The 18,775-nt window shown below is 43.3% G+C and carries 16 protein-coding genes and 5 pseudogenes; 4 read left to right on the top strand and 17 right to left on the bottom strand.

Going from position 1 to position 18,775, the window contains the following annotated elements:
- Window positions 1-264: 264 nt before the first annotated feature.
- The 3 genes and pseudogenes from N39L_RS33395 to N39L_RS24390 all read right to left on the bottom strand — a co-directional run.
- Window positions 265-1,229: pseudogene (locus N39L_RS33395) on the bottom strand (reverse transcriptase N-terminal domain-containing protein); the annotation flags it as partial.
- A gap of 1,207 nt (window positions 1,230-2,436) precedes the next feature.
- On the bottom strand, window positions 2,437-2,859 hold the full coding sequence (locus N39L_RS24395; protein ID WP_006616244.1) for a heavy metal-responsive transcriptional regulator: 423 nt from the start codon (window positions 2,857-2,859) through the stop codon (window positions 2,437-2,439).
- 9 nt (window positions 2,860-2,868) lie between these two features.
- On the bottom strand, window positions 2,869-3,168 hold the full coding sequence (locus N39L_RS24390) for a hypothetical protein (RefSeq protein WP_006616243.1): 300 nt from the start codon (window positions 3,166-3,168) through the stop codon (window positions 2,869-2,871).
- Between the two features lie 362 nt (window positions 3,169-3,530).
- Here N39L_RS24390 and crtD point away from each other — a divergent pair, with 362 nt between their 5' ends.
- Window positions 3,531-5,081 (top strand): C-3',4' desaturase CrtD, encoded by a 1,551-nt coding sequence (gene crtD, locus N39L_RS24385; RefSeq protein ID WP_006616242.1) that lies wholly within the window; start codon window positions 3,531-3,533, stop codon window positions 5,079-5,081.
- A gap of 41 nt (window positions 5,082-5,122) precedes the next feature.
- On the opposite strand, the gene N39L_RS24380 is transcribed toward crtD, so the two are convergent.
- Window positions 5,123-5,728, bottom strand: a complete 606-nt coding sequence (locus N39L_RS24380) for a hypothetical protein (RefSeq protein WP_014276636.1) — start codon at window positions 5,726-5,728, stop codon at window positions 5,123-5,125.
- Window positions 5,703-5,987: pseudogene (locus N39L_RS24375) on the bottom strand (IS1 family transposase); the annotation flags it as partial. The gene N39L_RS24380 and the pseudogene N39L_RS24375, both read right to left, overlap by 26 nt.
- Window positions 5,988-6,650: 663 nt before the next feature.
- Between N39L_RS24375 and N39L_RS24370 the strand changes: the two are divergent.
- The gene (locus tag N39L_RS24370; RefSeq protein ID WP_014275810.1) at window positions 6,651-6,875 is read left to right on the top strand and encodes a reverse transcriptase N-terminal domain-containing protein; all 225 of its coding nucleotides are present in this window, start codon (window positions 6,651-6,653) and stop codon (window positions 6,873-6,875) included.
- Window positions 6,876-6,896: 21 nt separating this feature from the next.
- A pseudogene (locus tag N39L_RS24365) lies at window positions 6,897-7,019 on the top strand (HNH endonuclease); the annotation flags it as partial.
- 19 nt (window positions 7,020-7,038) lie between these two features.
- On the opposite strand, the pseudogene N39L_RS24360 reads toward N39L_RS24365, so the two are convergent.
- The 9 genes and pseudogenes from N39L_RS24360 to mnmG all read right to left on the bottom strand — a co-directional run bounded on the left by N39L_RS24360 (window position 7,039) and on the right by mnmG (window position 14,842).
- A pseudogene (locus N39L_RS24360) lies at window positions 7,039-7,916 on the bottom strand (IS630 family transposase).
- A gap of 133 nt (window positions 7,917-8,049) precedes the next feature.
- Window positions 8,050-8,304, bottom strand: coding sequence for a hypothetical protein (locus tag N39L_RS24355; protein WP_081471235.1), 255 nt, complete (start codon window positions 8,302-8,304; stop codon window positions 8,050-8,052).
- A 133-nt stretch (window positions 8,305-8,437) separates the two neighbouring features.
- On the bottom strand, window positions 8,438-9,403 hold the full coding sequence (locus tag N39L_RS24350) for a hypothetical protein (protein ID WP_014276633.1): 966 nt from the start codon (window positions 9,401-9,403) through the stop codon (window positions 8,438-8,440).
- A 199-nt stretch (window positions 9,404-9,602) separates the two neighbouring features.
- Window positions 9,603-9,785, bottom strand: a complete 183-nt coding sequence (locus tag N39L_RS24345; protein WP_014276632.1) for a hypothetical protein — start codon at window positions 9,783-9,785, stop codon at window positions 9,603-9,605.
- Window positions 9,786-9,965: 180 nt separating this feature from the next.
- Window positions 9,966-10,694, bottom strand: a complete 729-nt coding sequence (locus tag N39L_RS24340) for a Uma2 family endonuclease (RefSeq protein WP_006615898.1) — start codon at window positions 10,692-10,694, stop codon at window positions 9,966-9,968.
- Window positions 10,695-10,730: 36 nt separating this feature from the next.
- Window positions 10,731-11,957: a glycosyltransferase family 2 protein gene (locus N39L_RS24335; protein WP_014276631.1), complete on the bottom strand. Its 1,227-nt coding sequence runs from the start codon at window positions 11,955-11,957 to the stop codon at window positions 10,731-10,733.
- A gap of 3 nt (window positions 11,958-11,960) precedes the next feature.
- Entirely contained in the window at window positions 11,961-12,170 is a 210-nt protein-coding gene (locus N39L_RS24330; protein WP_006615972.1) for a hypothetical protein, read from the bottom strand.
- A gap of 90 nt (window positions 12,171-12,260) precedes the next feature.
- Complete coding sequence (locus tag N39L_RS24325; RefSeq protein WP_014276629.1) at window positions 12,261-12,755, bottom strand: DUF1269 domain-containing protein; 495 nt, start codon at window positions 12,753-12,755, stop codon at window positions 12,261-12,263.
- 173 nt (window positions 12,756-12,928) lie between these two features.
- Window positions 12,929-14,842 (bottom strand): tRNA uridine-5-carboxymethylaminomethyl(34) synthesis enzyme MnmG, encoded by a 1,914-nt coding sequence (gene mnmG / locus N39L_RS24320; protein ID WP_006616246.1) that lies wholly within the window; start codon window positions 14,840-14,842, stop codon window positions 12,929-12,931.
- 176 nt (window positions 14,843-15,018) lie between these two features.
- Here mnmG and N39L_RS24315 point away from each other — a divergent pair, with 176 nt between their 5' ends.
- Window positions 15,019-16,008, top strand: a complete 990-nt coding sequence (locus N39L_RS24315; protein WP_014276628.1) for a hypothetical protein — start codon at window positions 15,019-15,021, stop codon at window positions 16,006-16,008.
- Window positions 16,009-16,035: 27 nt separating this feature from the next.
- On the opposite strand, the pseudogene N39L_RS24310 reads toward N39L_RS24315, so the two are convergent.
- The 3 genes and pseudogenes from N39L_RS24310 to N39L_RS24300 form a co-directional block, all read right to left on the bottom strand.
- Window positions 16,036-17,095 (bottom strand): annotated as a pseudogene (locus N39L_RS24310) (adenylate/guanylate cyclase domain-containing protein); the annotation flags it as partial.
- Between the two features lie 494 nt (window positions 17,096-17,589).
- Entirely contained in the window at window positions 17,590-18,123 is a 534-nt protein-coding gene (locus tag N39L_RS24305) for a Rab family GTPase (RefSeq protein WP_006616542.1), read from the bottom strand.
- 4 nt (window positions 18,124-18,127) lie between these two features.
- On the bottom strand, window positions 18,128-18,742 hold the full coding sequence (locus N39L_RS24300) for an OmpA family protein (RefSeq protein ID WP_006616541.1): 615 nt from the start codon (window positions 18,740-18,742) through the stop codon (window positions 18,128-18,130).
- Window positions 18,743-18,775: the final 33 nt, after the last annotated feature.

The raw sequence follows: 18,775 nt of genomic DNA, 5'->3' as shown, positions 1-18,775 counted from the left end.
TCGCCGTTACCCTCATCTCCATTCCATTCATTCCTGTTCGGTTTCCCGATTTCTTTCCAGTTCGGTTTTCCGTCCCTTCAATTATTAAGAAATGTTAATAATTATTACGGAGTGTGTTGACCTTGGGTTCCCTGCCTTATCTGTATATTTCTATACAAATGTTGGGACATATAAACAGTTATGGGGATGGTCAGGAGTGCGCTCCTTATATTCAACCGAGGGGTTGAAGTCCCCATCAGGCGGTTATTTCGGGTATTGCCACCCTATTTCATGCCTGAACGTCTCGCACTCAGGTTTTAATTCTAATCCTACAGGTTTTAGCCATTCAGAAATTGCAGTTTTGCACTGTTCAATGATTCCTAGGTCTTTTGAGATAACCACAAAATCATCAGCGTATCTTATAAGGTTTACCTGAGTGGCTGTTCCATTATTTGGATACATTTCTTTAATTAGCCTTTCCATACCATCCAGTGCGATGTTAGCTAGGAGTGGACTTATTACCCCTCCTTGGGGTGTCCCTGTTTCTGTATCATCAAATACGCCGTTATCTAGCACACCAGATTTGAGCCATTGTTTCAGGTCTCTCTTTAGGCTCCTTGGACAATGAATTTTGGAGAGTAGGTAATCATGGTTTATTCGGTCAAAGCATTTCGCTATATCTGCATCCAGTATGTAATAACCTCCTTTGTTTATACTTTGAAAGATTCTGGATATTGCATCATGAGCTGACCTTCCAGGTCTGAATCCATAGCTAGTGCCTTCAAATCTCGATTCCCATTCCGGTTCGAGTGCCGACTTAACCAACGCTTGCCTTGCTCTGTCTTGGATTGTGGGTATTCCTATTCCAGCTTTTTTCATCCCTTCCGGGTTTTGGAATCCACACCCGTCGCAGTGGTTTTGCTTTGAGGTTTCTTTTAATGCTCTCAACAAGTTCAAACCTTTGTCTTGGAGAGATTGCTCTCATTCCATCGATTCCGGCTGTTTTCTTGCCTTGATTATCTTGAGTCACTCGTCGCACTGCTAAGAGTCTGGCATAATATGATTTCACCAGTAGACGTTGCCACCTTCTTGCCTTTGCCTCCTGTCCCGATTTAGCTGCTTGAAATATCCTCTTTTGGAGCTTGAAAACTTTCCTCTGGACTTTCGCCCATGGGATTTGTTTCCATACAAACGCACGTCTTGATTGGTTTTGATTTCTCAAATCCTTTCTTTAAACTCGCTTTCGTCATAGTAACTCCTACTAGACTCTATTCTTTACAATCAAACCGTGACCCGTTAGGTTATGGTCGAAAGGGAAGTCACCTTCCCCAACTCCAATTCCAAACCGTACTTGAGACTTTCACCTCATACGGCTCCTGATGTAGATACCCCTTTTGACATCGGGAACAGGGCAACAACTCCCTGCTTTGTGACTTCAACTTTTGGAGCTAAATACAACATCGTAGTCTTTAAACTCGCTTTCGTCGTAAACACTCTTAATTGTCGCAGTCTCTATATCCACACCGTGACTAGTGGGCATATCCTAACCATTACAGTTAGGCATTAGCTTTCAGTCACATCCTTTCCCCTTAAAGGTATACGCTTACACTTTTCACTACTCCGCAGATACCTCCTGCTGAGAACCTATGAGGGGTTTAAACGTTCCGTTTATACGGGCATTCCATCTTTAGACTTGTCCTATCCACCGGGGTAATTTTAAAGGTCTGTGTAGGTATTGATATGATTATCCTACTTTTCCCCTTGCCCTTTTGAACGCAGCGTATCAACCTCTTTCGCTGCTTAATAATTACGATGGTTCAAGCCGGAACATTCAGATTTCCTTAGTCATGGATGGTTGGCAGTGGTCGGATTATTGGGAATAGGTTTCCCTCACGCCTTCCGTTCCCCGCTTCAATCTGACGGGGTGTGATTCCTGAAACTGGGGGTGGCTATCGCCGTTACTCTTTCCCACAATCGCCCAAGTGGTTTTAATCCTCCGTGTTATATAGTTGAGTATTGCGATTTTCTTTGTGGAATTAACCTTGAGTTCCCTGCCTTGCTTTCGCTTTGGGACATATAAACAGTTATAGGGATGGTCAGGAGTGCGCTCCTTATATTCAACCAAGGGGTTGAAATCCCCACCAGGCATTTATTTTCGGGCATTGCAGCCCTATTTGATGCCTGAACGTCTCGCACAACTCAGTTACACTATAGGTATTATCCTAAAAATAATAATATAACCCCATGGCACAACAACTAAAGCGCTGGGAGTCCCCGCGTCGCCAAGGGCGCAACCACAAAGGTAAAGGTGGTGCGGCTAGAATGCGACAGCTAAAAAAACAACAGCAACAGTTGCGTAAACAACTCCAAACCAACCAACCCAAAGACCAACACCAACACCAAAACCCAAAATCACCAATTCAGGGGAAGGATCATTTATCCTTCCCTCTTTTTATTTTAGGGTTTCAGTTGAATATTGGGGCAAATAGTATCAGCCATGCGACTCGCTGACGGCTGATCTTCCCACTGACTCAGTAACTCCTGAAGTTCTCCCTTCAAGCCTTCTAGGGCGATAATTTGTTGATTAATATCCGCTACCTTAGCTTGTAAACGCTGCTTCACTTGGTCACAGGGAATGTCACCACGATCGCGAATTTTCAGAATTTCCGCAATTTCCGCCAAACTCAACCCCAACCCTTGCGCGCGTTTAATAAATGCCAGTCGGGTCAATACTTCCGGAGCAAATAGCCGATAACCCGACCTGCTACGATCAACAGTCGGCCAGAGTAACCCAATATCATCATAGTAGCGAATTGTTTTCACCGATAAACCACTTTCGGCCGCTACCTCTCCAATTTTCAGCAACTTATCAACCCCCAACCTAACTCATTAGTAGGGAGGACGAGGCTTTTTATTCTGAGTCAGCATAGGTAAGGAAGGACGGGAACCACTCGGCGGTAAATAGTATTCCGGCGCGGTTTCGGTTTGTTGTTCCACTGGCGATCGCTGTATAAGCCACCAACGCCAGGCTACCGCTACTCCCACGGTTCCCAGACCGAGACTCAACAGCGGTAAACTCGCAGTTACACCACCAATTACAGTATCAACCGCCCCAACTGTAATCACAAAACTGACAATTGGTTCTCTGCGGTAAGCAGACTTTAAAATTCTCGGTAACAAAGCGTTCATATTACTTTGACTCTGCTGTTTAGTATTAGTTTAGACGGAATCAGACTCAACCAGGTTGCTACAGCATTTAGGCTCCTTGTGAATTGTAGGGCAGCTAGGTCAACTTGAAAAGTCGCTTAGGTATCAATTTTTTGATCACCCCCCTACTCGTCCCTACTGGTCCCTACTCCTCCGACCCTCACCCTTACCCTTCCCCCATACGATTATAACTTCAGTCTCGGTGAACTGGAAACCGGGATAGTTTGACAAACCTACTCACCACCCGCCCGATTAGATTTTAACACAATACAGAGCCAAAATAGGTAGTTAAGATTCCCCAAAATTTGCTATAATCCAAAACCAGCATTCCCACCTAATAATTAATGAAAGAAGTTGATAACCTTCCCCGTCCAAATATGGTAATTGTAATTGGTGCTGGTATAGGCGGATTAACCACCGCCGCACTACTGGCTCATCGAGGATATTCCGTGTTAGTCCTCGACCAAGCCATAGTTCCGGGCGGCTGTGCTTCCACGTTTAAACGTAAAGGTTTTACCTTTGATGTAGGGGCGACCCAAGTGGCTGGTTTAGAACCCGGCGGCATTCATCATCGTATTTTCTCGGAATTAGAAATAGACTTACCAGCCGCCACCTTCTGCGACCCGGCTTGTGCGGTATTTTTACCCGGAGAAACCCAGCCGATTCGAGTTTGGCGAGACCCAGAAAAATGGCAGCAGGAACGACAAGAACAGTTCCCAGGGAGTGAAAAGTTTTGGCAATTAATGGGAACTCTATTTGAAGCTAGTTGGCGGTTTCAAAGTCGCGATCCGATTTTACCTCCTCGGAATTGGTGGGATTTAGTGCAACTGGTGAAAGCCTTGCGTCTCGATACCATGATTACCCTACCTTTTACCCTATTGACGGTAGGGGATCTATTGCGGATCTATGGAATAGACAACGATCGCCGTCTGAAAACATTTCTGGATTTACAATTAAAATTATACTCCCAGGTGAACGCCGATGAAACGGCATTACTGTATGCAGCCACAGCGTTGGGAGTATCCCAATCACCCCAAGGACTCTATCATTTACAGGGGAGTATGCAAGTATTAAGCGATCGCCTAGTAGCCAGCCTGAAACGGGACGGAGGAACCCTATTAATGGGTCATACCGTAGAAGCGATCGAAACCGAAAACCGTCAAGTCGTAGCGGTCAAAATTCGCGATCAAAAAACCGGGAAAGTGTGGCGAGAAACCACCGATCTAGTAGTTGCTAACGTCACAGTTCAGAACATAGTTAAGCTATTAGGTTGGGAAAACCACATTTCCACCAATCCCCTCGATCGCATTTACCACCACCGTATTAATAAACTCCCCCCAGCTTCTGGGGCTTTCGTCATTTATTTAGGAGTTGATCAGTCAGCCATTCCCCCCGAATGCCCCCCCCATCTCCAATTTCTTTACGACTATAACCGACCCATTGGCGAAAACAATTCCCTATTTGTTTCCGTCAGCCACCCAGGGGACGGACGCGCCCCCCACGGACAAGCCACCATTATTGCTTCTAGTTTCACAGATACGCAGCAATGGTGGCATAACCCAGATTATCAGAAACTCAAACACGAATACACCCAACAGGCCATTAATCGTCTAAGTTCCTACTTTCAGCTTACCCCAGAAACAATCATTTATTCCTGTGCTGCCACCCCCCGCACTTTCGCCCGTTATACCGCGCGTGACCAAGGCGTTGTCGGTGGTGTAGGTCAGCGGATTTCCACCTTTGGACCCTTTGGCTTTTCCAATCGTACCCCCATTAATGGATTATGGCTAGTGGGAGACTGTACCCACCCCGGAGAGGGAACAGCAGGGGTATCCTATTCAGCTTTAACCGTAGTCCGACAACTCGAAAACCAGTTCACCCCTCCAAAACATTAGGGCGGCGCAGTATATCTATAACCTGGTAATTACCGGACAACTCAGGAAAATTTATACAAATAGCCATCTCTCCTAAAAACAGGTTTAAAATCTATTGGCTTGACTGAAAACTGAGTTTGGTCAGGTTTGGTTAAAACAAAACTGCCGCGACTCGACGGGGTGATTCTACCGATTCCATGTGTCTTATGCTTGGCTATATCCCCGGTAAGCCATCCCTTAATTGGCTTTAATGGGTTATGGCGAATCGGAAGCCTCTTGTTAGGAGCCGCTTTTTGACGGCCACCACGCCCAAAACAAGTAATTAGTAGTGGCTGGTGAGTTTTAATTTTCAACCGGGTCGGGGTGCTTTTTCCCACACAAGCCGCATCTAGCCAATGGGTTTTCGGTAGTCCTTGAACCGTCCGATTATATTTTGTTAAACCTCCAGTGCCAATTTCAATGGGTAATCCAGTTAGCTTCAGGCCGTTAAACAATGCCCATCGGGTAGAGTTGACGGCGGCCGCATTTTTCAGGGGGGCTTGGGCCTGAACTAGCAACCGCTTCAAGATTTCGGGTTTTTTTTCCAGAAACTCACGGGCCGACTGAGAACCTTTTTTCTGGGTATTGCACAGTGAGGAATGATTAAGAGAACGGAGGAAGTTGTCCATGCTTCAAATAATAGATAAGTAAGCGAATTGATTTGTACAACATCTCAGTGGACTTGGAATAACACAAAGTTTTGCGATGTAGCCTGGCTAAATAGTGCCTCAGACGGCAGTTTTCTCCTTCTACTCTTGTCATAGCCGTTTTGCTGACTAGATGATTGCAATCCTCAATTAAGCAAGGATAAACTTTGTATCCGTCCGTAATATATAGAAAACAAGCCCAGCCCTGAATCATTTGCCATAATGTGGTAAAAGGTGCGAGACGTTCAGGCATGAAATAGGGCTGCCATGCCCGAAATAACTGCCTGGTGAGGATTTATACCCCTTGGTTGAATATAAGGAGCGCACTCCTGACCATCCTCATAACTGTTTATATGTCCCGACGTTTGGAAAAATCCAAACAAGGCAGGGAACTCAAGGTCATGAACCAACTGAGAAATCAGGGAGTAAAGAGTAACGGCGACAGCCACCCCCAGTTTTGGGAATCATAACCCCAGGACTGAAGCGGGGAACGGAAGGGGTGAAGTAGAACCTACTACCAGATGCGACCACTGCCAACCATCCATGATTAGGGAAACCGAATGTCCGGCTTGAACCATCGTCATTATTGAGCAGCGAAACAGGTTGATACGCTGCGCTCAAAAGAGTAAGGGGAAAAGTAGGGTAATCTTTTCATCACCTACACAGACCTTTAAAAGTACCCCGGTGGAAAGGACAAATCTCAAGATGGAATGCCCATATAAATGGAACGTTTTAAGTCCTCCTAGACTCTGATTATTTGGTCGAAATATCAGTAGGGATAAGTGTAACCGCAAGTCTCGGAGGATGTGAGATGTGACCAAAAGCCAACACCCTGCTGTAATAGTAGGGATATGCTAACAGGTCACGGTTTGATTGTAAGGAATAGAGTTTAGTAGGTGTACAAATGGCGATAGCGAGTTTAAAGAAAGGGTTGGGAAAACCAAAACCAATCAAGACTACGAACAACGCATGGAAGACAATCCCATGGACTAAGGTTCAACGGAAAGTATTCAAGCTCCAAAAGAGTATATTTCAAGCAGCTAAATCGGGACAAGACGCTAAGGGACGAAGATGGCAACGTCTATTGGTGAAGTCATATTATGCCCGGCTCCTAGCAGTGCGACTGTAGGGGCGGGTTCCACGGTCAGCCATGCTTCCCAACAGTCAGCTTAATAAACCCGCCCCCCAGGCGGGTCAAGGCAAGAAGACAGCCGGAGTTGATGGAGTAAGAGCAATCTCTTCAAAACAAAGGTTCGAGCTTGTTAAGAACATTATAGCACTCGTCAATACGGTTAGGACGCAGCCTTGAGAACAGAATCCATGGCATCATCGAGAGAATCAAACTGCTCACGTGCAATGGCGAATGCGGGCTTTCAACCACGACCAACATTTCTCTATCTTGTTGAGGTCTGGCGAATAAGGTGGTAGATAGAGCAAACGGCATTGAGCCGCCTCCACTAGCTCAGGAATCCGTCCCCCTTTATGAAACGTTGCATTGTCTAGCACTAGAGTCTGACCTGGCTTCAGTGTTGGAATTAAGATGAACTCCAACCACAACTCAAACACTGTCCGATTACAACAACCCTCAAAGCGATCGGGGGCTAAGAGTTGTTGATGACACCATGCGGCCATATAGCTCACCCTGCCCTGCCTCTTCCCTGATTTGAGGGCATCGAAGCGTTTTCCTTCCTCGCAGTAACCATAAGGGTAATCCGAGTCCTGACTATTCATGCCGGCTTCATCGAGGTAGACCACTTCTTGTGGCTCCATATGTTCAATCTGAGCAATAAACTCCTCTCGCTGTTGCTGATCACGTTCTTGGTAGCCGTAAGTTTTTTTTTCTGGTGAAGCCAATTTTCTTCAAGGCTCTGGATATGGTGCGAGGAGAGATGTCGTCATCCCAAAGTTCAGCCATTTGAGCGGAGGTTTTGTGGCCATGCTCTTGGGCAAAAGCCTTGAATTTATGCCAGTCGGTAATTTTGTGGTTATTGCCAGGTCGGTGATTAGGTTTAGGGAGGAAGTCGCCGGTGTGTTCTTTTCTTTGCAGCCAGAGATTGATGGTGTTCCGGCTGACATGGAAAACTTGACTGGCTTCTGTTTTGGGCATACCGTCTAGTTCAATTGCATCAATAACTTTTTGTCTAAGGTCGTAACTATAGGGGGCTGGCATTTTGGGTCTTCTTAGTCATCTCGTCCTCTCCATTATACGTCCTAACTATCCTGTCTGGTGCTATAGCTCTAAAAGTTTAAGTACGAAAGCAGGGGGTTGTAGCCCTGTTCCCACTGACAAAGGGGTATCTACATCAGGAGCAGTGTGCTGGGAAACTCGCAAGCACGGTTTTGAATTGGAGTTGGGGAAGGCGACTTCCCTTTGGACCATAACTGCTTGTTGACTGAGTAATCATCCTATTGACAGAATTATTTTCCTGTGCTAGGACTAGATTGTGAGTAATATCTGAGTAACTAGGCATAGTTATCGGGTTAAGTAAATTCCGGTTATCGTCGTTAGGATAAGGCTTTAAGTTAAATCGGGATAACAGGTATTGAACCTGATACATAGCCTATAACCCCCATTCTACTGTTACTTAGGTGTTACTCAAAACCGTAGTAGGATCCATCAATCTGTAGCCATAAAATAACCCCTAGGGGTTTAATCTAGGGGTATTGGCTTATAGGGTTATAACGGGTAGATTAATCTATTTGATAAATCACCCCAAGAAATAATTTGGCTTCAGGGCTATCAATATCAACTCCCAAAGCTGTTAACTTCTCTATAGCCACGCTCAATGGTATAGGTAACTTAGAACATCCCTTTAAAACTTCTAGGGTAGCGTCAATCCCTTCTGTTTTATATTTATTCTCATTGATTGTTGCGCTATGACCCATCATTATAGCGGGTAACTCTATAGGCAATCCATACTTTTCACCTAACAGGTTGTACAGTCTACGAAAAGCATATTTCTGGGTTACGGGACATTTCATAGATTGAATTCTTTTGCTAAAAGTTGCGTTAAAGCCTCCAGCTATGGTTCTGGGTTGACTGCCTTTTATAGGGCTATATTCTGGTAACAACGACCGTTTCAATTCCAGGAAATCAAACATTTCAGGACTGGGAATTGGGGCTACAACCCGTCCACCCGTTTTAATGCTCACTTTCCGACCTTCTGCGTCAGTAAAGTAAACATAGTCACCTAGCACCAAGTAATTATCCTGATTATCGGGGTCTGATAGTGCTTTGATGATTACGCCATCATCCGTTACATAACGCTTGGTTAAGTTAACAGCAGCGGCTATCTCGGTAGGCCTTAACCCGTACATTACTGCCATACCAGCAACCCACAACCAACTATGGCGGCTATTGCTTACTGTATTGTTTTTGATGGTGTAGGCCTTCTGTTTAGCACTGTACCACCAATCTTTGAAAGCATCGATATTTATACGCTGTTTAACAACATATCGTGTTGGCTTAGGGTTAATAGGTTCTAACTGCTTTAGTAGGTGGTCTTTGCTAGGTGATTTCTTGGCAATGGCTTTTAGAGTGTAGTAGCGTTCTTTGAATGTTTGGGACCCTATCAATTCCTCTCCATTCTGTAAGGGAGTGTACAGCATAGCCTTGAAACTCTCCCAGCTAGGATATTCATCCCAATTGGGGAACAACCTGAAATATGCCCCTTTAGTAGACTCGTAAGATGCTAAGTCGCTAGCGATATCGCGAGAACGTTTCCTTCCTGTGTTGCGGTTGTAACCCGCAAAATACTCATCCTCTAGTTGTTGGAATATTTCCCGATAGGTTATCAGATTATCCTCAATCTGGTTCTTTCCTAAGATAGTCGCATCGTACCAGTCCCAGAATTCACTAGCGCTGCTGATAGTTCCCAGGGCTTGGTGCCACTAACTTGGCTTTCTTAACCCCGTCTATCACCCCTTGGGGTGTACACTCAAGATTAGCTGTCTTGGGTAGCCGTTTTCCGGTAGGTGGCTGCTTAAACTGCAATAGCAAATTATACTTAGTCCCGGACTTTTGTAACTTGAGTGTCACTCCTTTGGGACATTCCCTTTTAAAGTCTTGATAGGCTTTCAGGAATCTGCTATAGCTCTCATTATAGTTACCCTTCCCCCCACTGTAGGGAGTTTAGTAGCATTACTCATTTTTTACTCACTTGTTACTCTACTACGGTTTTGAGTAACACCTAAGTAACAGTAGAATGGGGGTTATAGGCTATGTATCAGGTTCAATACCCGCCGCCCGCAATTGGGCGATTAATTTTTCAGCTCGTTGACGTTCCTGGTCTAATAGTTGACGTTCCTGGTCTAATAGTTCAGTCGCCCATAGGAGTAGGTTTCCTTGTTGATCCCACCAACGTAGCCAGTAGCCCGTGAGATTTTCGCGGGTTCCTTGCTCTGCACCTAAGAAAAGCTGCATTTCTGGTATCCAAAATCTGCCCTGTTCATTAGGTGACTCTAGGTGATATCGTTGGTTCTCGTCTAAACGGTAGAGTTCTAATGTGCCTGTGTCTGGCTCAAAAATGCCATAATTAGGTACTTGTAGAATCTGTTGATAGAAAAATAACTTTCCAGGGGGATAGGTTTGTTTAATTGAATATTCACCCCCACCTGTATCTGATAAAAATTCTAGTACCAGTGCGGGAATATCCCCTTGTAGTCGGGGGGTATAACTACGAACTACTTCTTCGAGATTGACGGTAATTTGCGGAATATACGCCCAATCTGGGGCTTTTATGCTTATTTTACCGTTGATGGTGGCACAAATGCCGTAGTTGGTGGGGGTGAGCGACTTTTCTGGCAGTTTTCCGGCTAACCTTAAACTTTCGGTAAGGGCTGCTGCTAGGGCTGGTTGATAGATATTATCCACGGGATCATCGGGTAACACAAAATCATCTGGCAACTTTTCCCAAGTGATAGTGTAAGTTGGGGAAGTGGCTAACATGACTAACCTTGCAGATATTGGAACACTTGGATTATATCACAATATTTTATCGGAATTTGGGGAGGATTTATCAAGGGGTTCTCTTTGAGTCCTTACCCACTCTTTTTGGGGTTTAATGAAATAGGTTAAATATAGGGGGATTTTCCACAGTATATATAGGGGGATACCTAAGAGGGTTTTGAGGGGGATAAGCGATCGCCCAAAATTTGCCCAAGCCATACCAATGGCGGCAATTAGCAGCAGCCCCTCTAGGGCTATGATGATGGTGGGAATAGCAGAGACTCCTAGGCTACTGGCGAGTAAGGATATGGCGGCTGCACCGACCCACAAAATTACGAGAAGGGAGAGGGGGGGAACACATAGATCTAATGCCATTTGTAACAGTTCAAAACGTCTTTGGCTTAGGGAGGCTTTGAGCAGGCGCGGCCCTTGAGTTTTCAGGGTTTGTAAATGACCGTGTTCCCAACGGGTGCGTTGACTGGTGGTGGCGGTTTCGTCTTGGGGAAGGTATCCAATTACTTTTGCTTTGGCTGTAAATTGGGGGGAATAACCGGCGATCGCTAAATCGACACCTAGCTGCATATCTTCGACTATATTACTACTCGCTAAGGATATGCTTTGAATAATTGACCAGGGAAAAGCCATCCCAGTTCCGGTTAATAAACAAGGTCCCCCTAGTTTCGCTAATCCTTGGGGACGCACCCAATTTTTGACTAAGAATGCCAAGGCAGAAATGGAGTTCTTGACAGATGGATTGGGGGGTGTTTCCATTAAATATAATGCTTGCACTGGCTTGGCTGTGAGCAAGGCTTGTTGAGCAATAGTGGCGATCGCTCCCGGTTCCACTAAACAATCAGCATCAATCATAACTACCACCTCTGGGGGGTTTTGGGCTAGGTGGTGTAATCCATAATCGAGAGCATATCCTTTTCCTCTGTTGTCTGGATCTTGCCTTTCCAGGACTTGCGCTCCGTTTTCAGTGGCGATCGCTACAGTTTCATCTGTGCAGTTATCCGCAATTACAATGATTTCATCGTCCGGTTTCAGTTGAGGTAAAATATTAGCCAAAGTTTGACCAATAACTAACCCTTCATTATGAGCCGGAATTAATACAGAAATTGTCGGTTCTGGTAGGTCGTCATTTGATGTAAAACCTGGGAAATTAAACCCGGCTGCCAAACATTCAACGAACAGAACCATGATCGGAATTGCCAAACAAAAAGCTATTAATCCCAGCGTGAAACCAACCCAGATAGTGATCATTTTTTACATAGGCTCCATTTCAGGCACATCGGCTTCTGGCGCATCTAAATCAACTACAACATTGAGAGATTGGGAAATGAACCATTGACGCGGCATACCTTGAATAGTAATCTTTTTACCATCTCTTTCGATTTTAACATTGCCGCTTACTTTCTCAATATGTATATCTGAATTCATTAAGTAGGTAGCTTTATCTGTAACTTTAATCCACATCATTTAATTGCCTTATTTGGGGTGGGATATTTTTGTGGGGGATCATTCCAGCTTATCCCCCACATTTTACCAAGCTAAATTAGTGACAAATTACTCGTCTGCGCCGAAATCTTCCCGTAACTTAGCTTCCTGTTCATTGGTCAAGTTGGATTTAATCAACTCACCTTTTTCTTCATCTTTGAAGGCTTCCTCTACTTTATCTAAAGTCACACTACTGGTTAGTAAAAACAGTGCGGAAGTACCTTCAGTTACTTGATTTCGGACATCTTTGATAAAGTCATCATCAATGCCGTAGTCAGTGAAATATCCTGACAATGCTCCGGCTAATGCACCGACCGCCATTCCTAATACCGGAACAAAGAAAATCAAGCCGAATAATAGACCCCAAAAAGCGCCGCCAAATGCACCAGAACCCACTAGGTCAACGGCTTGGGTGGTTTTGGGTTTCTTACGACCTTGTGGCCAGAATACTATAGCCGCATCTTCGATTTGAATTAAACGTTGTTTCTGGAGTTCAGCGAGTTTAGTCAGAGCATTTTTAGCACCATCAGCGCTATTGTATTTCCAAACTGTTAAAGTTGCCATTGTTATCAATCTGTTGATGATTATATGGGGGTAGTATAATCATAATTGTATAAAATTGTACAAATTTAAGCAAAATTTTATGATTAGTAGATGGCAATGTGGTTATATTTAAAAGAAAAACCGGATTTCTGAATGAATAGAAACCCGGCGAATGGATAGTTAATAATCAACCCTTATTTCATGGCGATCGCAGTTTGACGGTGGCGGACTTCCAGATAAATTAACAAAGCGTTAATATCTGCGGGGTTAACCCCACCAATACGGGAAGCCTGACCAATAGTTAAGGGTTTGATCCGGTTTAACTTTTCCCGTGACTCCATAGATAGGGTTTCAATGGTAAGATAGTCTAAGTCTTGAGGAAGTTGGCGGTTAGCATGGCGGCTGATCTGATCAATTTGGTTTTGCTGGCGTTCCATATAGCCGGAATATTTAATCTCAATTTCCGCGCCTTCTTTTTCCTCTAAGGATAACTGAGAATTACCTAGGTTGTAATGTTCTAAATTGCCATAGTGAAAACCAGGACGGCGCAACAATTCCGCCAAGCTAATTGACCCCTTAATTTTTTGTTGAGTATCAGAGGCGATCGCTATACCAATTTCGTCGCGTTCCTTAACTCTGGTCTGGTCTAGCCGCTGCTTTTCGGCGATAATATTAGCCTGTTTTTGTTGGAATAATTGCCAACGGCGATCGTCAATTAAACCAATTTCCCGACCCAAGGGAGTTAGGCGGCGATCGGCATTATCCGATCGCAATAATAACCGATATTCCGACCGACTGGTTAACATTCGATAGGGTTCTCGTAGATCCTTCGTACACAAATCATCAATTAAAGTGCCGATATAACTTTGTTCCCGAGGAAACACAATCATATCTTCCCCCCGCACTAATTTAACCGCATTAATTCCCGCCACAATTCCCTGGGCTGCCGCTTCTTCATATCCAGTTGTACCATTAATTTGACCAGCACAAAATAATCCCTCAATTTTCTTAGTCATCAAAGTAGGATAACACTGAGTTGCCGGCAAATAATCATATTCCACCGCATAAGCAGGGCGTAGCATAACGCAGTTTTCCAAACCGGGAAGACTCCGCAACATTTCTAACTGCAATTTTTCCGGTAAACCAGTAGAAAATCCCTGAATATAAAGTTCAGGAATATGACGACCTTCCGGCTCAATAAAAATCTGGTGACTTTCCTTGTCTGCAAACCGCACAATTTTATCTTCAATACTCGGACAATAACGGGGGCCTTTAGCATCTACCCAACCGCCATAAACCGGCGATAAATGCAAATTTTCCCTAATTAATCGATGAGTTTCCGCCGTAGTTCTGGTTAAATAACAGTTCATTTGTTCCCTTTCAACCCACACTTGAGGGTCAAAACTGAACCATCGCACTCGTTCATCTCCTGGCTGAGGTTCTAAGTTGCTATAATCAACCGATCGCTTATCTACTCGTGCGGGAGTTCCGGTTTTCAGTCGTCCGGTTTCAAACCCCAAGCGGTTCAGTGTGTCTGTAAGTCCTACGGCCGCGAATTCTCCAGCTCGTCCCGCTGGCATGGATTTGTTACCCACCCAAATAATTCCACCTAAAAAAGTCCCAGTAGTTAGGATGACAGCTTGACAGGCAAATGCTACACCAAAATAGGTTTCTACACCTATAATTTCGTCATTTAATCCTAATACTAAATCCGTTACCATTCCCTCCCGGACTGATAGGTTTTCTTGGTTTTCGACTATTTGTCGCATTACTGCTGCATATTCGCGCTTATCCGTTTGCGCCCGCAACGCCCAAACAGCCGGCCCGCGAGAGTTGTTAAGTAGACGTTTTTGCAGGTAAGTGCGATCGGCCATTTTGCCAATTTCTCCCCCCAGTGCATCAACTTCGTGGGTGAGTTGAGACTTCGCGGGAGCCCCCACAGCCGGGTTACAGGGTTGCCAGCCAATTTTATCTAAATTCAGGGTCAGCAGCAAGGTGCGACAACCCAAACGCGCTGCCGCTAAAGCCGCTTCGCAGCCTGAGTGTCCGCCACCGACTACGATGATATCAAATTCTTCTTGAAAGTCTACGGGTGAATTTACGGTCATAGTTGGAATATTTTACAATGTCGCTCTATTTGATTTTAGGGATATCTAATGATATTATAGTTATTTTAACATTGATTGGGGATAATCTTATAGATAATTGGGGCATCACCCAAATTAATCATGTCCCAGAGGTATAATTTATTAATTAAATGCTGATTTAATCACCCACACAAATTATGAATATTCCGGCTTTAGTTAATGTAGCGATCGGTCTGTTTTTTATTTACCTGATTTTAAGCCTTTTTGTATCAAATTTACAGGAACTTATCGCCTCTTATTTGTTTGACTGGCGCGCCCAAAATCTCAAGGCATCTATTCAGAGTATCTTAGGGGATGCCATGACCGAAAAGATTTATAATCATCCTTTAGTCGGGTCTTTACAAGATTATAAAATTGATAGATTTAACCGGGGTGTGGGTCCTTCTTATATTCCTGATGATACCTTTTCTTTGGCGTTGATTAGTGTGTTGATGGAAACTGCGGGACAAGAATCAAAAATTGTCACTTTATCTGTGGATGATTTTAAGGAGGCGATCGCTTCTCAACCCGTCGCCAAAATTCTCAAGCCGGAACATATAGGATTAATGCGATCGCTCGCTAATCAAGCACAAATTAATTGTTTTGAAAATGTTTTTATTAAGGCTTTAGAAACCGAGGTAATGGCATGGTTTAATCAATCAATGGATCGCGCTTCTGGTGTCTTTAAACGTCGAGTTAAGTTGATGATTTTAGCCTTGGGATTTGGGGCTGCCATCATCATGAATGTTGATACTATTAATATTGCTAACCGCCTCTCCTTAGAACCTGTAATTCGCCAACAAGTTAGCCAAGATATTCAGATAATTTTAAGTGATAGTGATTCCTGGCAAAACTATATCAATTGTTTAAGTCAAAATTCCTTAGATAAAAACGACTGTGAAACCCTTGTCAGTGAGGATTTTCTCAAGATAGCACAAGAGAAACTATGGTCTCTTCCTTTGGGTTGGAGTTCCGCTAATTTAGCCTACCAATTCGGCGGTGAAATTTCGGGATTGACAATTCTTAGAGTCATTGGTGGTTGGCTATTAACAGCGATCGCTATCTCCATGGGATCTTCATTTTGGTTTGATCTCCTCAACCGATTGATTGATGTTCGCAACACCGGAAATAAACCAGATGATACATAACAGTAAATAGTGAAAATTCACCAGTGATCAATTCACATTACTTGTGACCTCACTATTATTAAAGCTGGGATTTTTTTTGGGTCCAAACAGAAAATAGGTAATCATTTTACCTTTACCTTTGACATCTATCATCTCTCGCTTTTCAAATAAATACTGATGTTGTAGGAGTTGATAAGTATCCTCAGAAACATGAATTTTACCAGGTACGCCATGGGACTCCATTCGGGATGCAGTGTTAACCGTATCACCCCATAAATCATATATAAATTTTTTCAAACCAATCACACCCGCCACTACTGGTCCGCTGTGAATACCTATGCGGATACTTAATTTTCGGTTTTGTGTCTTATTTAATTCAGCCATAACTTTTTGCATATTAATAGCCATTTCCGCAATAGCAATAGCATGATAATCTCGACGGTGTGGGAGTCCTCCCACTACCATATAAGCATCTCCAATAGTTTTAATTTTTTCCAATCCATAGGCTTCCGTGAGCATATCAAAAGCCGAAAAAATTTTGTTTAAAAGGTTGACTAAATCCACAGGAGAAAGTTCCGATGCTAACTGGGTAAAACCGACAATATCAGTACATAATACTGTAACTTCCGCAAAAATTTCCGCTACCCGGTTGTTGTTTCAGCTTATCAGCAATTTTTTTAGGCAATATATTAAGTAAAAGACGTTCCGTTTGTTCTCGCTCATGCTGTAAAGCTGCTTCTGTTAATAAGCGTTCCGTAATGTCCCGTAAAATGGCTCGTGTGGCGATCGCTTTACCATCTTCTAATTTACAATTGATACTACCTTCTACTGAAATTTTCTTACCATCTTTAGTAATAAATTCCGCTTTAATAGAATCAACTAACTCCCCCCTCACAAGACGAGCTAAAATCTGTAAAAAATGAAATTTATTATCAGGATGAATAATATCAAAAATAGTCAGATTAGATATTTCAGATTCAGTATATCCTAGAGTTTGCTTCCAAGCTCTGTTCACATAGATAAAACTACCATCCATACCAAAAGACTGAATTAAATCACTAGCATTTTCAAACAAATCTCGATATTTTTCTTCGCTTTCCGCTAAGGCTCTTAATAACAGGCTAGTTTCGTTGGTACTTTGAACTAATTTTTGCTCTAAAACCATTCTATCTGTCACATCAGAAAAGAAGATAATTAGCTGATATTCTTGCGTTTTATCATCATAATACCGATTTGCAAAAAAATCTAAATAAAGGGGGGAGTCTGGGTCAGCAAAACGACCAATTCCTTTCATTTCAAAAGATGGTAATTCTCCCCGCAATACCTCCATTAACATCTCCTCAGTTCCGAAGAGTTCTGGTAAGCCATTGTGGATATCTTCACCAAGTTGAAATGACTCCGGTTCATCAGCAAAACGATCTACCTGTGCTGACAGTTCACAGATGATTAAATTAGCATCAATAATTAAATATTCTAAGTGATGGGGAACTACAATTTTCGAGCCAAGTTGCTTCATATTATCCTCTGGTATATTCAAGTTTTTGGAGACCCTGATTTTAACTAATTATACCTGATTATTGAAGTCCTAATTATGGGTAATGATTAAACCTTAACCACCATACTATAAGACAATTTTTGGAATATTTCATCCACATAATCACCTGTTTTCGCTGAAGTGGGATAAATACCTAGGGCTTTTTCGATAACTGGTTCTGGCACATATTTAGTCAATTTTTCCAGGTCTTTTTCATTCACCAAATCAGCCTTATTCAAAGCTACAATTACTTCACCTTTTGGGTTCACAGATAAAAACAAGTTCAAGTGTTCAATTAACCGCTCAATAGTTTCTTGGCGACTGAGATCGGCTACCAAAATCACCCCGCCCGCTCCCTGTAGGTAAGAAGGCGCAATTGCTTGAAATTTTGTGTGCCCTTCTATATCCCAAATTAACAACTGTAAATTGACTATTTCTTCCGGTTTTACGTTGGGTAAGTCAACAGCTTTGCGGGAAATTTTCACTCCCACTGTTGACAGATATTGGTCGCTGAATTGACCATCTACAAAACGCCGAATTAGGCTGGTTTTGCCAACGCTAAAGTCACCAACCATACACATTTTTTTAGAAATTTTAGACATTGGATTAAGGTTGTTCTCCCTGGTTCTGGTCTTGGTTATCTATTATTTCAAATACCACAGTTCTCCCCAATAAGAAAGGCTGATGAGATACAACATCTGTAGGTGGCTGGCTGTTACCTACTACCTCTAGGCGTTTCGGGTCAATTCCTTGTTTGGTCAAAGCGTCCCGAACTGCTATGGCTCGATTGAGGGCTAATTGCTGATTTCTAGCAGCATTTCCCCTCAGATCAGTATGACCAATAATTCTGAGCGATAGTTGCGGATACCGATCCAGAAATTCTTGGATTTTGGTTATGATTTGCAGATCTTGGGGGTTAAGCTGTGCTGAACCGGAATTAAAGTAGATGCGATTTTCTATGCGGACTGGATCGATTTTTAAGGTGCTAAAAACTGATTTTATCCCAGGAATATTTTCAAAGGCGGCGGGAATTATTTGAGCGTCTCTCATTTGTCTGACTTGACCACTAATAATAACTTGGCGATCGCTATCACTATAATTGCTTTCAATATTAACGCCAGCAATTTCATGGAAAATCCCCGTCATGCGTTCCACTTCTCCAGCCGTTACTATAGGATCTGGCGGTACATCAACAGCGATAATTTGGTTATCTATCTGCAAGTCAGAAGCCCTATATACAGCTAAGTTTTCCGC

The sequence above is a fragment of the Limnospira platensis NIES-39 genome (genome assembly GCF_026000695.1).
GTDB classification, from domain to species: domain Bacteria; phylum Cyanobacteriota; class Cyanobacteriia; order Cyanobacteriales; family Microcoleaceae; genus Limnospira; species Limnospira platensis.
This window is presented reverse-complemented; position numbering and strand designations above follow the sequence as displayed.

Excerpts from the sequence above, each read along its gene's own strand:
- N39L_RS24390 (WP_006616243.1), bottom strand. The coding sequence starts at position 3,168 with ATGAACGCTTTGTTACCGAGAATTTTAAAGTCTGCTTACCGCAGAGAA.
- crtD (WP_006616242.1), top strand. The coding sequence starts at position 3,531 with ATGAAAGAAGTTGATAACCTTCCCCGTCCAAATATGGTAATTGTAATT.
- N39L_RS24380 (WP_014276636.1), bottom strand. The coding sequence starts at position 5,728 with ATGGACAACTTCCTCCGTTCTCTTAATCATTCCTCACTGTGCAATACC.
- N39L_RS24370 (WP_014275810.1), top strand. The coding sequence starts at position 6,651 with ATGGCGATAGCGAGTTTAAAGAAAGGGTTGGGAAAACCAAAACCAATC.
- N39L_RS24355 (WP_081471235.1), bottom strand. The coding sequence starts at position 8,304 with ATGTATCAGGTTCAATACCTGTTATCCCGATTTAACTTAAAGCCTTAT.
- N39L_RS24340 (WP_006615898.1), bottom strand. The coding sequence starts at position 10,694 with ATGTTAGCCACTTCCCCAACTTACACTATCACTTGGGAAAAGTTGCCA.
- N39L_RS24335 (WP_014276631.1), bottom strand. The coding sequence starts at position 11,957 with ATGATCACTATCTGGGTTGGTTTCACGCTGGGATTAATAGCTTTTTGT.
- N39L_RS24330 (WP_006615972.1), bottom strand. The coding sequence starts at position 12,170 with ATGTGGATTAAAGTTACAGATAAAGCTACCTACTTAATGAATTCAGAT.
- N39L_RS24325 (WP_014276629.1), bottom strand. The coding sequence starts at position 12,755 with ATGGCAACTTTAACAGTTTGGAAATACAATAGCGCTGATGGTGCTAAA.
- mnmG (WP_006616246.1), bottom strand. The coding sequence starts at position 14,842 with ATGACCGTAAATTCACCCGTAGACTTTCAAGAAGAATTTGATATCATC.
- N39L_RS24315 (WP_014276628.1), top strand. The coding sequence starts at position 15,019 with ATGAATATTCCGGCTTTAGTTAATGTAGCGATCGGTCTGTTTTTTATT.
- N39L_RS24305 (WP_006616542.1), bottom strand. The coding sequence starts at position 18,123 with ATGTCTAAAATTTCTAAAAAAATGTGTATGGTTGGTGACTTTAGCGTT.